We start from the raw sequence: 14545 nt of genomic DNA, 5'->3' as shown, positions 1-14545 counted from the left end.
GTCCGGCTACCCGGCCCACGCCGGACGGGGCATCCGGAATCGGCGGTCGAGCGTGCGCATCACGGGGGTTCCCTTGGCGCGTTGCTGTGCCCCGGAGCCCACGGGTGGAACCATCATGTGCGGGTTCGCGCCTGCCGCAGGGCCGGTCGGCATGCTTGCACTGGTCAGCCGCAGCGCGGGGGAGTCGGTCGGTACCGCCGCCGTCCAGCTCTGCGGAACCGACAACTTGCCCAGGGGCATCGCCGTGGCTGCCCGGGCGTGCACTGCCGCGTGAGCACCCGACGACGCTGCCCCGAGCCCTGCGGCCGGCAGGACCGCCGAGATCTTTTTCGGCACGGCGGCCTCGGCGAGCTTGAAGATCAAAGATCCCCACGTCCCACTGGTGAGTTCTATCTGGATCGGTATCTGGGTGAATCGGGTGTAGGTGTTGAAGTACTGGTGTAGCGCGATGACGTCGGTGTAGGCGTCAAGCCACGGGTTTGGAGCGGGCGTCGAGGTGGGCGCGGTCGGGGCCGGGGAGGCTGCTGCACTCTGGGCCAGCCCGGTAGCGGGGTTGGTGGTCGGCGGAGGCTCCTCGAAGCTCTCTAATGAGGCGGCCGGCCCGGACGCCGCGGCGTAGCCGTACATGGCGACCACGTCTTGCGCCCACATCTCCGCGTAGGCGGCCTCGGTAGCTGCGATCGCCGGGAGGTTCTGACCAAAGAAGTTCGTCGCGATCAGCGACGACAACAGGCTGCGGTTGGCTGCAACCGTGACAGGGGGCACGGTGGCGGCAAACGCGGCTTCGTAAGCCGCGGCCGCCATCCGGGCCTGCATGGCTGCCTGCTCGGCCTGAACTGCCGTCTGGGTCAGCCACGCGATGTAGGGCGTCGCGGCGGCGGCCATGGCGGCCGCCGCCGGACCCGACCAGCTGGGCCCGTGCAGCGCTGCCAGCGCCTCGGAGTAACCGACCGCGGCCAGCTCGAGCTGGAGGGCCAGGCTGTCCCATGCAGACGCCGCGGCCATCAACGGACCCGAACCTGCCCCGGTGTACATGCGAGCAGAATTGATCTCAGGCGGCAGCGCCGCGAAGTCAAGCATTCAGAATCGCCCGTTCGGTCCGCTCATCCGCCGGCAGAGTGCCGGGGCATCTTGAACCGACGTGGCGCGACCCGCAGCATGTGGCTGACGGAAGCGCGCGCAAGTGCACCGCCCGCGGCCGCTGCCGGAAGTGCGCCCAGCATGCCGGGGGTGAGTCCCCCTGCCTCGGACTCGGTGGCCAACTCGACGTCCGACAAGAATTGCGCGTCTTCGGCCATGCTGGCCACCGGCACAGCTTCGGCCCAGGCGTTCGGCGCGGACAGCCCGCCCACCGACGTCGCTTCGCCGACGCTGGCCAGCACTGCGCCACCGGCGCCACCCTCGACCGCACCGGCCGTCGCCGCACCGGCCGCCGCGGCCCCGGCTGCAGCAGCCGCGGCGCCGGCACCAGATCCGGCCGCCTTAGCGGACGCCAGCAGGAAGGATCCCCCGTTGGCAAAGGTTCGAACGAGTTGGAGGGCATAGGTCGACGGGCCGGACAGGGTGTTGATCATCGAGATCTCTTCGATCATCAACAATTCCTTGAGCATCGGCGTGATCGACGAGGCGCTTGCACCGGGTCCGGTGGAGAGGCTTTCCAGCTGTTGCGGCAGCGCCGACATCAGATTCGTCAGGTCTTGCGCACCTGCGGATCCGGATGCCCCCGCCACCGCGGCCTCCTGGGCCGCCAATCCGGCCGGGCTGGTAGTCGGCGGCGGTTCGGCGAACGGCGGCAACTCGGTGGCGTGCGACGCCGACGCGGCGTAGCCGTACATCACGCCGGTGTCCTGGGCCCACATCTCTGAGTAATTGGCCTCGGTGGTCGCGATCGCCGGCGTGTTCTGCCCAAATATGTTGGTCGCGCTCAATTGCCGCACCAGGGTCCGGTTGGCCGTGACCGCCGTCGGAGGCACGATGGCTGCCAACGCCGCCTCGTAGGCCGCTGCGGCCGCCCTGGCCTGGCTGGCAGCCTGCGTGGCCTGCGCAGCGGTGGAGTCGGCCCATTGGGCGAACGGAGCTGCCGCGACGACCATCGCTGCCGCGGCCGGACCCGCCCAGGAGTGGCCTTCCAGGCTCGCGGTGATCGACGCATACCCCCGGGCGAAGGCCTCCAGCTGTGCGGCCAGCCCATCCCAGGCTGCTGCCGAGGCGATCAGCGGGCCCGAGCCCGGCCCAGCGTAAATCCTTGCCGACGTGATTTCCGGCGGCAACAAACCGTAGTCCAGCATGTCTACAGCACCCTCCCAGGATTGATCCGAGAAGGTTCGCAACCGAGCGGGACGCGGTCCAACAAGCACCGCGCATGGAGTGCCGGATCGGCGGCTGAGGCCGTCGCCCGATACCAGTCCTGCGAGACGTGAACAGCCTGGTGAAGGCGTTGCAGACGCCAGCGTGGTCGGGTTACGCAGGGCACGAGGCGCAATTGCGGTCACTGTGAGCCAAACCCCGGGCCCACCGGACGCGCGAAGGACGCGCTCAAGTGCCCGGGCGGCCGGCTCTCACTTCGCGCTGGCGCGCTCAGCGCCCCCGGCGCGGGGTGATGCGGCCGGGTCTCACTTCGCGCTGGCGCGCTCAGCGCCCCCGGCCGGGAGGCCCCGCGAAGGCTTGCGCTATCTCCAGCCAGCGCTGCGCGTCCTCGCCGTGCGCCGTGACGTCCAGGTCGGCCAGCGCGCGCCGCTGGGTGACCAGCAGGCAGAAGTCCTCGGCGCGGCCGGTGACCCGCTGGTCGGCGTTGACCGGCCCCCAGGCCCACACCCCGCCCTCGGGGGCGTGTAGTTCCACGTGAAACGGTGCCGCCGGCGGAGTCAGGCCGTGCACGGTGAAGGAGAAGTCACGGGTGCGCACCCCCAGGTGCGCAATCGAGCGCAGTCGCGCCGTCGGGCGCCGCCGCACCCCCAGCGCATCGGCCACATCCAGGCCGTGCGCCCAGGTCTCCATCAACCGGGCGGTGGCCATCGACGCGGCGCTCATCGGCGGGCCGAACCACGGCAGCTTGCGGCCGTCGGCCACCCCCAGCAGCGCTTCGTGCAGTTGCGCACGCGTCGAGCGCCACTGCGCCAGCAGCTCGGCCGGCGGGAGCTGCGCCAGCGCGGCGGCACCGTCGTCGACGAAACCGGTCGGGTTGCGCAGGCCATCGGTCACGGCGTCGGCGAAGCGGGCCTCGTCGACGATCGCGGCCAGCGAGTGCTGGTCGGTCCAGAGCAGGTGACCGATCTGATGGGCGATCGTCCAGCCCGGCGCCGGAGTGGGCGTGGCCCACTGGCTGTCGGTGAGGGGGCCCACCAGCGTGTTGAGCTCATCGCTTTCGGCACGCAGGTCGGCGACGATCGGTTCAGTTTCGGCCATGTTCGTACCTTAGGCCGACCGGCTGGCGGCGGCGCCCGATGAACGCATGCGCGGCCAGGCCTCCCAGGTAGAGCAGGGTGCCGGCCACGATCAACGACGGCGCCTGCCCGTCGGCGGGCATCACCGCCGCGGCGCCCGCCACGGCGATGATGAACGACAGCCAGAACAGCGAGTCCTGGACGGCGAAGACATGGCCGCGCAGGGCGTCGTCGACGTCGATCTGCATGGCGGTGTCGGCGCACAGCTTGACCACCTGGCCGGCCGCGCCGAGCAGGAATCCACAGGCCACCAGCACCGGCAGGTACAGGCCGATGGCGGCGAACTGGATCACCGCGGCTGCCGCCAGGGCGCCGTTGGCGGTGGCGTAGCGGCCCCAGCGGTGCACCGCGGGTGGGGTCAGCACGGTGGCCAGAAACGACCCGGCGCCGGCCGCGGCGACGAACAGCGCCGTGGTGCCCAGGCCGGACACCGTGTGCTCGCCGACATGCCGCACCAGCACCAGTACCAGCAGGGTGTTGATGCCGAAGGCCATCCGGTGCGCGGCCAGCCCGGACAAGGTGGCGGCAACGGTCGGCCGGGCCGCCACCGTGCGGATGCCGTGCATCCAGCCCGTCGTCACCGCGTACAGCGCCGAACCGTGGATGGCGCGTTTGGTCTGATCGGGGCCCAGCACGCGGGGCCCGAAGCGCAGCGCGAGCACCAGGGCGATCGCCACCGGGACGGCCACCACCGCGATGATCGACGCCGCCCCGCGATCGTCGGCGCCCACCAGCCAGCGCGGCAGCAGCATGAAGTTGGCGCCCAGGAAGGCCGCTACCGCGCCGGTCGCGATCGCCAAGGCGTTCATCGTCACGACCTTCTCGCGCGGCACCACGTGCGGCAGCGCCGCCGACAGGCCGGAGGCGATGAAGCGGGTGAAACCGTTGGCGATCAGCGCCGCGCACAACACCGGCAGGTCACCGGCCCCGACGGCCAGCAGGGCCGCGATCCCCAGCACCAGCGCCAGCCGGGCGACGTTGGCCACCACCAGCACCAGCCGCCGGTCCCAGCGGTCCAGCAGCGCGCCGGCGAAGGGCCCCAGAACCGAATACGGCAGGAACAGCACGGCGAAAGCGCCCGCGATCGCCCACGGCGAGGCCGCCCGGTCGGGGTTGAACAGCAGCGCGCCGGCCAGCCCCGCCTGGAACAGGCCGTCGCCGAATTGGCTGGCCGCGCGCAGCGCCAGCAGCCGGCGAAACTCCGGCAGGCCGCGCGTCGACCGCCACAGTGTGGCGGGAACGCGGGTATCTACCACAGAACCTCTTCCAGACACGGGCGGCGGCGCGGCAGCGGCCCCCAACCAGACTACAAATATTGCGGTCGGGTCGATGTTCGGCACAGCACAGCACGAAGGACGGCCCCGGGTGCCATGATGGGAAAATGGCCCAATCCGAAGAACCCGAGGACGCCGAACAGTTCGTCGCGCCCGCTGCACATCGGGTGCGGGCAGGCACGCTGTTGTTGGCCAATACGGACCTTCTCGAACCCACCTTCCGCCGCACCGTGATCTACGTGGTGGAGCACAACGACGGCGGCACGTTGGGTGTTGTGCTCAACCGCCCCAGCGAGACCGCCGTCTACAACGTGCTGCCGCAGTGGTCGGAGCTGGCGGCCAAACCCAAGACCATGTTCATCGGCGGCCCGGTCAAACGTGACGCCGCGTTGTGCCTGGGCCTGCTGCGGGTCGGGGCCGAACCCCATGACGCGCCGGGCCTGCGCCATGTCGACGGCCGGCTGGTGATGGTGGATCTCGATGCGGATCCGGAGACCATCGCGCCCTACGTGGAGGGCGTACGGATCTTCGCCGGCTACGCCGGCTGGACCATCGGCCAGCTCGAGGGAGAGATCGAGCGCGACGACTGGATTGTGCTGTCGGCACTGCCCTCCGACGTGTTGGTGCCACCGCGGGTGGACCTGTGGGGGCGGGCGCTGCGACGGCAACCGTGGCCCACCGCGTTACTGGCGACCCACCCGATCGACATCAGCCGCAACTGACACCCGCCGCCCGGCCGGCTCAGCAGCAGCCGCAACCGCCGCCGCACCCGGAGGCCGGCTCCGGCGGCGCACCGGCCGAGCATCCGCAGCCCGCTCCGCAGCCGGTCTCCACGACCGGTGCGCTGCCTGCGCAGCCGCAGCCCGAGTCGCAGCAACCGGCGGCGCTCGCCGCGGCGGTGTCCGCCGAGAGCCGCGCGGCGTAGCGGGCGCCCTGCCAGGCGCCGGCGGCCAGGGTCGCCAGCGCGCCGGTGATGGAGATGATCAGTGCCAGCAGGGCCATCGAGGCCGGGCCGGCCAGCACCAGCAGACCGCCGGCGCCCAGAATCACCCCGACGGCGATCTGGGCGGGCGCAACGGCCCGCAATACCAGCTGTTCGGGATCACCGGTGAGCGGCCGCGCCAGGGTCCGCACCCCGAACACCAGCGAGACAACCGCCGCAACCAGGCACAACACACCCATGATCAGCATGGGTCCACAATACGATCCGCTGGTCAGCCGGCGGTGCCCACCTGGTGGCGGATCGTGCCGGACTGCACCGGGGCAGGAGGCGCGGCAGGCGGGGGGATGGTGCCCAGCTGGTGCCGCACCGTGCCCGACTGCACCGGCGGGCCAGGAGCCGCGGGTGCCACGGGCGGCGGGGTGTCGCCGGGCAGCTCGACGCGGAAGCCGTTGACGATTCCGTCGGTGGCCGGGGCGATACCGATGGCGCGTCCTGCGCCGGTCGTCACGGTCAGCGACACCAGATACGCGGCATCGCCGCTGGGCACGATCACGTGACGTCGTGAGGTGTTCAGCGTCAAGTCACCGTCGCGGTAGGTCCCCTCGATGATCGAGGAGGGGAACCCGTTGAGGTCCTCCAAAGAGGCGTTGGTGGTCTGCCAGGCCATCAACGACTGGCTGTCGACGAAGCCGTGGGTGATGGCTTCTTTGGGGTCGAACTGGCCGTCCAGCCGGTACACCACGACCTGCGCGTTGGGGGTGTAGAGCGACCCGCCGCGCCGGTCGGCGATCACCGCGAACGCGTCGGGCACGTTGGGGTCGGGAACGTGGCTCCAGCCCGCGGGCATCGGCAGCGTGATGTTCAGCGCGCTGAAACCGGCGGCCTGTTGGGGTTCGAGCTGCACCTTCTTCGCCGCGAAGTAGTCCCGCAAGGTGCCGGACGTGGCCGGCAGCAGGGCGCTCTGCGGTGCCGGCGCCGCGACGGGACCCGCGGTGGACGGCATGCCCGTCGGTGCGGGGGCCACCGGCCGCGGCGACGCCGGCAGCGGCATGGTCACCGGAGCCGACGCCGCGTGGGCGGCCGGCCCGTAGGGGTTCGACGGGGTCGGGGCCAACGGTTCGGCCGCGACGGTGGGGATGCCGGCAAAGCCCGCCGCCATGACGGCGGTGCAGCCGAAAAGAAGTCGCCAGCGGTGCACGGTGTTCGTCATCTCCAGGGTCCTTCCGGGGCGGGCCGGGCAACGGTGCCTCCAAGCCGTGAGACGACGGTAGCCAGGCGCCAACGGCGCCACCAGAGCCGCAACCGACCTGGAACGAAGCCCTCACCGGGTCGCAATCCAACTGATACCAAGCTGTGCCGAACGACCCCGGAAACCGTGCCCTTTACCCTGTTGAGGTGAACGAAGCCCCGACCGCCCAGGGACCCGGCGACCCCAGCGACCAGACACCCCCGCACCGCTACACCGCGGCGCTGGCCGGCCGGGTCGAAGACACCTGGCAGCAGCGGTGGGAACGGGAGGGGACCTTCAACGTCGCCAACCCGGTCGGCTCACTGGCGCCGGCGGACGGCTCGGCGGTGCCCGCCGACAAGATGTTCGTCCAGGACATGTTTCCCTACCCGTCCGGCGACGGCCTGCACGTCGGTCACCCGCTCGGCTACATCGCCACCGACGTCTACGCCCGGTACTTCCGGATGACCGGTCACAACGTGCTGCACGCCCTGGGCTTCGACGCGTTCGGCCTGCCCGCCGAGCAGTACGCCGTGCAGACCGGCACGCACCCGCGGATCCGGACCGAGGCCAACATCGAGAACTTCCGCCGGCAACTGCGGCGCCTGGGACTCGGCCACGACAGCCGGCGCAGTTTCTCCACCACCGATGTCGACTTCTACAAGTGGACGCAGTGGATCTTCCTGCAGATCTACAACGCCTGGTTCGACACCGGCGCGAACAAGGCCCGCCCGATCACCGAGCTGATCGCCGAATTCGACTCCGGAGCACGCACCCTGGCCGACGGCCGGGACTGGGCCGGCCTGTCGGCCGGTGAGCGCGCAGACGTCATCGACGGTCACCGGCTGGTCTATCGCTCGGACTCGATGGTCAACTGGTGTCCCGGGCTGGGCACCGTGCTGGCCAACGAAGAGGTCACCGCCGACGGGCGCAGCGATCGCGGCAACTTCCCGGTTTTCCGGAAGCGTTTGCGGCAGTGGATGATGCGCATCACCGCCTACTCCGACCGACTGCTCGACGACCTCGACGTGCTGGACTGGCCGGAGAAGGTCAAGACCATGCAGCGCAACTGGATCGGACGCTCCACCGGCGCGGCGGCACTGTTCGGCGCCACCGCCACCGACGGCGAAGCGGTGGACATCGAGGTCTTCACCACCCGCCCCGACACCCTGTTCGGCGCCACCTATCTGGTGCTGGCACCCGAGCACGAGCTGGTCGACCGGCTGACCGTTGCCCAGTGGCCCGATGGGGTGGACCAGCGCTGGACCTACGGTGCGGCCGACCCCGCCGCGGCCGTCGCCGACTACCGGAAGGCGATCGCGGCGAAGTCCGATCTGGAACGCCAGGAGAACAAGACCAAAACCGGTGTGTTCCTGGGCAGTTACGCCATCAACCCGGCCAACGGCCAGCAGGTGCCCATCTTCATCGCCGACTATGTGCTGGCCGGCTACGGCACCGGCGCCATCATGGCGGTCCCCGGGCACGACCAGCGGGACTGGGAGTTCGCCGCCGAGTTCGGCCTGCCCGTGCTGGAAGTCATTGCCGGTGGTGATGTTTCGGAGGCGGCGTACGCCGGCGACGGCACCCTGGTCAACTCCGGACCGCTGGACGGGATGACCGTCGACGAGGCCAAGAAGGCCATGACGCAGCGGCTGGAATCCGACGGCCGCGGGTGGGCGCGCATCGAATACAAGCTGCGCGATTGGCTTTTCGCCCGACAGCGGTACTGGGGAGAACCGTTCCCCATCGTCTACGACGACGACGGCCGTCCGCACGCCCTGGACTCGGCGGCGCTGCCGGTTGAGCTACCCGACGTGGGGGACTACTCGCCGGTGCTGTTCGACCCCGACGACGCCGCCAGCGAGCCGTCGCCGCCGCTGGCCAAGGCAACCGACTGGGTGCATGTCGACCTGGACCTCGGTGACGGTCTGCGGGCCTACACCCGCGACACCAATGTGATGCCGCAGTGGGCCGGCAGTTCCTGGTACGAGCTGCGCTACACCGACCCGCACAACGCCGAACAATTCTGTGCGCCCGAGAACGAGGCCTACTGGATGGGGCCGCGGCCGGCCGAGCACGGCCCCGACGACCCGGGTGGGGTGGACCTCTACGTCGGCGGCGTCGAGCACGCCGTGTTGCACCTGCTGTATTCCCGGTTCTGGCACAAGGTGCTCTACGACCTGGGATATGTCAGCTCGCGCGAGCCCTACCGCCGGCTGGTCAACCAGGGCTACATCCAGGCCGCCGCCTACACCGACGCCCGCGGCTCCTATGTGGCGGCCGCCGAGGTGGTGGAGCGCGACGGCAAGTTCTACCTGCCGGGAGCCGACGGCGACATCGAGGTGTTCGCCGAGTTCGGCAAGATGGGCAAGAGCCTGAAGAACTCGGTGTCGCCCGACGAGATCTGCGACAACTACGGCGCGGACACCCTGCGCGTCTACGAGATGTCGATGGGCCCGCTGGAGATGTCGCGTCCGTGGGCCACCAAGGACGTGGTCGGCGCGCATCGCTTCCTGCAGCGGGTGTGGCGGCTGGTGGTCGACGAGGAGACCGGTGACACCCGGGTGCTCGACGGCGAACCGGACCTCGAGACGCTGCGACTGTTGCACCGCACCATCGTCGGGGTGTCGGAAGACTATGCGGCACTGCGCAACAACACCGCAGCAGCCAAGCTGATCGAGTACACCAACCACTTGACCAAACAGCACCGCGACTCGGTTCCGCTGGCGGCCGTCGAACCGCTGGTGCTCATGCTCGCGCCGCTGGCGCCGCACCTGGCCGAGGAGCTGTGGCAGCGGCTGGGCCACGAATCCTCTCTGGCGCACGGACCGTTCCCGGTGGCCGACCCGGCATACCTGGTGACCGACACCGTGGACTACCCGGTACAGGTCAACGGCAAGAAGAGGGGACTGGTCACGGTTGCGGCCGACGCGGACGCCGAGGCGATCAAGGCCGCTGCCCTGGCCGACGAGAAGGTGCAGGCCTTCCTGGCCGGCGCTGCGGTGAAGAAGCTGATCGTGGTGCCGGGCCGATTGGTCAACCTGGTGGTGTGAGCGGCCCGGTCCGGGCCTGCCTCAGCGCGGCCGGACCACCACTTCCTGTAGCTGGGCCTCGGCCGGGGTGTGCAGCGCGGCGGCCACCACTTCGGCGACGGTTTCGGGCCGCAGGAAGCGGCCCGCGTCGTACTCGCCGCCCTCGTAGGCCACCAGGTCCTGCTGCATCTCGGTGTCGACCCGACCGGGGTAGACGGTGGTGACCCGCAGGGCCGGTTCGTCATTGCGCAGCGAATCCGCGAACGCCCGCAGTGCGAACTTGCTCGCCGAATACGACGCCATCCCCGCGGAAACGCGTTGTCCGGCACCGGAGTTGATGAATACCACCTGTCCGCGGGCCTGGCGCAGGGCGGGGAGCAGGGCCAGGGTCAGTGCCACGGCCCCGAACACGTTCACCTCGAAGGTGGCCCGCCACTCCTCGATGCAGGACTCCCCGGCCGCCCCGGGCAGCATCACCCCGGCGTTGTGCACCAGCACATCGAGCTCGTCGACGATCTCGGTGGCCGCTTCGATCTCCTCGGCGTCGGCGAGGTCCAGGGGCCAGGTCGTGGCGCCCAGGCGCTGGGCCACCGCGTCCAGCCGCTCGGACGGCCGCCCGGCCAGCAGCAGGGTGTGGGTGGGTGCCAGTGCTGCGGCGATCGCCGAACCGATACCACCGCCGGCGCCGGTGATCAGGGCCGTCGGCATCAACCGCAGTCCACCGCGCAGTCCGCGTCATCGGCGGGGGCTGCGTCGGCGAGATCGCAGGTGGCCAGCCGCTCCAGCGGCTCCAGCGCCCGGGTCAGCGTGTCCAGCTCCTCTTGGCTGAGCTTGTTCAGCATTGCCGCCAGGGCGGCGTGCCGGTTTGCCAGCGAATCGCGGTGACTGGCCAGCCCCTCCGGGGTGATGTCCACCAGGACCGCACGGAGGTCGGAGGGATCCCGGCTGCGCTTGACCAGCCCGATCTTCTCCAGCCGGCGGATCGCCACCGTCGTGGTGGGGGTACGGACGCGTTCGTGGGCGGCCAGCTCGGTCATCCGGATGGGTCCACGGTCGAGTAGCGTGACCAGGATCGACAGCTGAGCCAGCGTCAGCTCGCCGGTCGGCGTGCCTCCGCTGATGTCCCCGCGCCGCAGTATCGCGAACAATCTGGACAGCGAACGGTGCAAGCTCTCCGCGACCGCCGTCACCTGCGGCGTATCGGCCGTGCCCTCCGTCATAGTTCGCCAGTCTAACCGGCCGCTTCGACTACGGGTGACAGTCGCCGAAGTTTGCTGTCACAACACCTGAGACAAAAATTTCTGCAGCCGCTCGGTGGCCGGCTGGTCAAACATCTGATCGGGCGGGCCGGACTCCACCACCGTGCCCCGGTCCATGAAGACCACCGTGTCCGAGGCCGAGCGTGCGAAGCCCATCTCGTGGGTGACCACCACCATGGTCATGCCGTCGGCGCCCAGTTCGGCGATCAGCGCCAGGATCCCCTTGACCAATTCCGGGTCCAGCGCCGAGGTGGCCTCGTCGAACAACATCACCTGCGGCTCCATCGCCAGCGCACGGGCGATCGCCACCCGCTGCTGCTGGCCGCCGGAGAGCGCCGACGGCCGCGCACCGGCCTTGTTCCGCAACCCGACGCGATCGAGCAGCCCCAGCGCGAGCTCGCGTGCCGCGTCGTCGGGCATACTCCGCAGCTTGCGCGGCGCCAGGGTGATGTTGTCCAGCACGCTGCGGTGCGGGAACAGATTGAAGTGCTGGAACACCATTCCGATCCGCTGGCGCAGTTGGTCGGGGTCGTCGTTGAGCACCGAACGGCCGCCCAGCAGGATGTCGCCGGCGTGGGGTTCATGTAGCCGGTTCAAGGTGCGCAGCATCGTCGATTTGCCGGAACCGGACGGGCCGATCACCGCCGCGGTGGTGCCCGCCGGAACATCGAGGTCCACCCCGCGCAGCACCTGGTTCTTGCCGAAGGACAGCTGAATCCCTTTGGCCGCCAGCGATACCGGGTCTCGAGGGGTTGCCGTCACGTCATCTCCTGACTGGAGATCGCCGGGCGCAGCTCCACGGAGTCGTCGGCGTCGGCGGGACGTCCGCGCCGCAACCGCTGATCGACGACGTTCACCAGATGCGTCAGCGGGATGGTCAGGGCCAGGTACAGCAGGCCCGCCGCCACCAGCGGAGACAGGCTGCCGGTCTGGGCGTTGTAGTCGCGGGCCACCTGGAACAGTTCCCGCTGACCGGCGACAAGGCCCAGGAAGTACAGCAGCGCCGAGGCTTTCAGCAGCGCGATGAACTGGTTGACCAGCGCTGGGAGCACCCGCCGGATCCCTTGCGGGATCACCACCAGCCGCATCGCGGCGGGGTAACCGAAGCCCAGCGCCCGCGAGGCCTCCAGTTGCCCGGCCTCCACGCTCTGAATGCCCGAGCGCAGGATCTCCCCGATGTAGGCCGCGGCCGTCAGGCCCAGTGCCGCAATGCCCAGCGGGTAGGGATTGTTGTGCGTCAGTCCGCTCACCAGCGGCCCGACCGCCAAGCCGATCAGCAGGATGATCAAGACTTCGGGCAGGCCTCGGAAGATGTCGGTGTACACCCGGGCCGGCCAGCGCAGCCACCGGCTGCGCGAGATGCCTGCGACCGCCAGGCCCAGACCGGCCACCAAGCCGATGGCGCCGCCGCTCACGGTCAGCAGCAAGGTGTTGGGCAGACCGGTCTTGATCAGCTCGGGCAGCGCGCGCCGGTACAGGTGCCAGTCGAAGAAGGAGTCACGAAGCTGCGCCAGTGTCGATTTGGGCGCGTAGCTCTGGTCGGCCTCGGTCCGGTGATGCCGGGCCGCGATCGCGGCGAAGTCCGGCAGATGCGGCGTGGCGGCCGATTTCGACCCCGGTTGCCAGTCCGGCGGCAGGGGCCGCGGCACCCAGTCGGTGAAGAGCTGCGGCCAGGTGCCGTCGTCGATCACGGCGTCCAGGCCGGCATTCAGCGCCGAGATCAGTGCCTGGTTTCGCTTGGCCACCGCGTAGGCCTCGAAGCCGGCCGGGGTGAAGGTGTAGCCGATGATCTGTGCCGGGTCGCCGGGCTTGAGTAGGTTCAGCGCGGTCAGCGACGGCGCTACCCAGGCGTCGACCTGGCGGCTTTTAAGGCTGGCGTACAGCGTGATCGAGTCGGGGAAGCGCACCGGTTGGACTTCGAGGGTGTCGACGGCGTAGGCGTCTTCCACGGTGCCCTGAACCACGGCGATCCGCTGACCGCGGGCCAGCGCGTCAAAGCCGGTGATGCCGGAGCCGGCCGGGACCACCAGCGCCATGTAGCCGAAGTCGTAGCCGTTGGTGAAGCCCACCATGCGGCGGCGTTCCTCGGTGGCGTTGATCGAGGCCGAACCGACGTCGAACCGGCCGGACTCCACCTGGGCGAGCAGACCGAAGAAATCGGTGCCCACGAACTGGATTCGCAGGCCCAGCTTTTTGGCGATGGCCCGCAGCAGTTCGTTGTCGAACCCGCTGTAGCGGCCGGTGGCGGTGATGCAGTTGGTCGGCGGGCTTTCGGTCAGGGTGCCGACCGTCAGCACACCGGGGGTGCCCAGCCCCAGCTTGGTCACGTCGATCGAGCTCAGCGGCTCGACGCCGGCGGTGGTGTATTTGTCCTCGCGCGGCCGTTTGGCGTTGGCGAGATTGCCCGGCAAGGCGACGGCGGCCTCCTGCCCGGGCGGGGAGCACAGATCCGGCCTGGCACCGGCCGGTGGCGCCGCGGCCATGCCGGCCACGATCGCCCAGGTGGCGAAGAGCGCCGCCAGCCTCAGCGCTGGTCGCGCCATCGACACAGCGCCTCGGCGGCGCTCAGGTCGTAGTCCGGGCCGCTGCTGCCGATGGTCAACAGGCTCACCCCCAGCGCTGTCAACGCGTCTGCCTCGGCGAGCACGTCGCTGATGGGGGAGCGTCCGGTTTCGCCGCCGACCGCCGCGGAGTGTTCGATCTCGCCGGGGTCACGCCCGACGGCGGCGCAGTGCCGGGCCAGAACCTGCGCCTTGTGCGGGTAGCTGTCGGCGTCGGCGAAGCTGTGCCACATGTCGGCGTACTCGGCGACCAGTCGCAGCGTCTTGCGTTCGCCGCCGCCCCCGATCAGTGTCGGGATCGCGCGGGTGGGTGGCGGATTGAGCTGAGCCAGGCGGGTTTTGATGAGCGGCAGGGCGTCGGCAAGGTCATCGAGCCGGCTGCCCGCGGTCCCGAAGTCGTAGCCGTACTCCCGGTAGTCCCGAAGCTTCCACCCCGCGCCGATACCCAAAATCAGCCGGCCGCCGCCGATGTGGTCGACGGTGCGGGCCATGTCAGCCAGCAGTTGCGGGTTGCGGTAGGAGTTGCAGGTCACCAGGGCACCGATCTCGATGCGGGAGGTCTGTTCGGCCCAGGCGGCCAGCATCGTCCAGCACTCGAAGTGCGGACCGTCGCGGTCGCCGTACAGCGGGAAGAAGTGGTCCCAGTTGAAGGCGATGTCGACGCCGATGTCTTCGCATCGCCGGACGGCGTCGCGGATCGCGCTGTAATGCGGCGCGTGTTGCGGCTGTAGTTGCACCCCGATGCGAATGGGTCGAGCCATCTGGTCACCTTATCCCCGGAGTCGAGGGGTCGTTCGGCGGTTGC

13 protein-coding genes are annotated in these 14545 nt (G+C 69.9%); 2 read left to right on the top strand and 11 right to left on the bottom strand.

What is annotated here, in order from left to right:
• Nucleotides 1–6: 6 nt before the first annotated feature.
• The 4 genes from AWC02_RS11755 to AWC02_RS11740 all read right to left on the bottom strand — a co-directional run bounded on the left by AWC02_RS11755 (nucleotide 7) and on the right by AWC02_RS11740 (nucleotide 4699).
• Nucleotides 7–1080, bottom strand: a complete 1074-nt coding sequence (locus AWC02_RS11755) for a PPE family protein (protein ID WP_085128933.1) — start codon at nucleotides 1078–1080, stop codon at nucleotides 7–9.
• A gap of 23 nt (nucleotides 1081–1103) precedes the next feature.
• The gene (locus AWC02_RS11750; RefSeq protein ID WP_085128932.1) at nucleotides 1104–2288 is read right to left on the bottom strand and encodes a PPE family protein; all 1185 of its coding nucleotides are present in this window, start codon (nucleotides 2286–2288) and stop codon (nucleotides 1104–1106) included.
• Between the two features lie 343 nt (nucleotides 2289–2631).
• Nucleotides 2632–3405 carry a TIGR03084 family metal-binding protein gene (locus AWC02_RS11745; protein WP_085128931.1) on the bottom strand — a complete coding sequence of 258 codons (774 nt, stop codon included), beginning with the start codon at nucleotides 3403–3405 and terminating at the stop codon, nucleotides 2632–2634.
• A complete protein-coding gene (locus AWC02_RS11740) occupies nucleotides 3392–4699 on the bottom strand; it encodes an MFS transporter (protein WP_085128930.1) in 1308 nt (435 codons plus the stop codon). The genes AWC02_RS11745 and AWC02_RS11740 overlap by 14 nt, the downstream gene beginning before the upstream one ends.
• 125 nt (nucleotides 4700–4824) lie before the next feature.
• Here AWC02_RS11740 and AWC02_RS11735 point away from each other — a divergent pair, with 125 nt between their 5' ends.
• Nucleotides 4825–5439, top strand: coding sequence for a YqgE/AlgH family protein (locus AWC02_RS11735; protein ID WP_046318478.1), 615 nt, complete (start codon nucleotides 4825–4827; stop codon nucleotides 5437–5439).
• A gap of 19 nt (nucleotides 5440–5458) precedes the next feature.
• On the opposite strand, the gene AWC02_RS11730 is transcribed toward AWC02_RS11735, so the two are convergent.
• Both AWC02_RS11730 and AWC02_RS11725 read right to left on the bottom strand, forming a co-directional pair.
• On the bottom strand, nucleotides 5459–5908 hold the full coding sequence (locus AWC02_RS11730) for a hypothetical protein (protein ID WP_085128929.1): 450 nt from the start codon (nucleotides 5906–5908) through the stop codon (nucleotides 5459–5461).
• A gap of 23 nt (nucleotides 5909–5931) precedes the next feature.
• A complete protein-coding gene (locus AWC02_RS11725) occupies nucleotides 5932–6870 on the bottom strand; it encodes an LpqN/LpqT family lipoprotein (protein WP_085128928.1) in 939 nt (312 codons plus the stop codon).
• A gap of 185 nt (nucleotides 6871–7055) precedes the next feature.
• Between AWC02_RS11725 and leuS the strand changes: the two genes are divergently transcribed.
• Complete coding sequence (gene leuS / locus AWC02_RS11720; protein ID WP_085128927.1) at nucleotides 7056–9941, top strand: leucine--tRNA ligase; 2886 nt, start codon at nucleotides 7056–7058, stop codon at nucleotides 9939–9941.
• A 21-nt stretch (nucleotides 9942–9962) separates the two neighbouring features.
• Here leuS and AWC02_RS11715 read toward each other — a convergent pair whose 3' ends face one another.
• Genes AWC02_RS11715 through AWC02_RS11695 form a run of 5 tightly spaced genes read right to left on the bottom strand, consistent with a single transcriptional unit; the run spans nucleotide 9963 to nucleotide 14501 of the window.
• A complete protein-coding gene (locus tag AWC02_RS11715; RefSeq protein WP_085128926.1) occupies nucleotides 9963–10628 on the bottom strand; it encodes an SDR family oxidoreductase in 666 nt (221 codons plus the stop codon).
• Complete coding sequence (locus tag AWC02_RS11710) at nucleotides 10628–11140, bottom strand: MarR family winged helix-turn-helix transcriptional regulator (RefSeq protein ID WP_085128925.1); 513 nt, start codon at nucleotides 11138–11140, stop codon at nucleotides 10628–10630. Before AWC02_RS11710 ends, AWC02_RS11715 begins: the two co-directional genes overlap by 1 nt.
• Before the next feature lie 57 nt (nucleotides 11141–11197).
• Nucleotides 11198–11941 (bottom strand): amino acid ABC transporter ATP-binding protein, encoded by a 744-nt coding sequence (locus AWC02_RS11705; RefSeq protein ID WP_085128924.1) that lies wholly within the window; start codon nucleotides 11939–11941, stop codon nucleotides 11198–11200.
• A complete protein-coding gene (locus AWC02_RS11700) occupies nucleotides 11938–13722 on the bottom strand; it encodes an ABC transporter substrate-binding protein/permease (protein WP_085128923.1) in 1785 nt (594 codons plus the stop codon). The genes AWC02_RS11705 and AWC02_RS11700 overlap by 4 nt, the downstream gene beginning before the upstream one ends.
• Complete coding sequence (locus AWC02_RS11695) at nucleotides 13704–14501, bottom strand: LLM class F420-dependent oxidoreductase (RefSeq protein ID WP_085128922.1); 798 nt, start codon at nucleotides 14499–14501, stop codon at nucleotides 13704–13706. The genes AWC02_RS11700 and AWC02_RS11695 overlap by 19 nt, the downstream gene beginning before the upstream one ends.
• Between the last annotated feature and the right edge of the window lie 44 nt (nucleotides 14502–14545).

This window comes from Mycolicibacter engbaekii (assembly GCF_002101585.1).
In the GTDB taxonomy this organism is placed as follows: domain Bacteria; phylum Actinomycetota; class Actinomycetes; order Mycobacteriales; family Mycobacteriaceae; genus Mycobacterium; species Mycobacterium engbaekii.
Note: the sequence above shows the minus strand (reverse complement) of the source record. Positions and strands in the feature narration are given on the sequence as shown.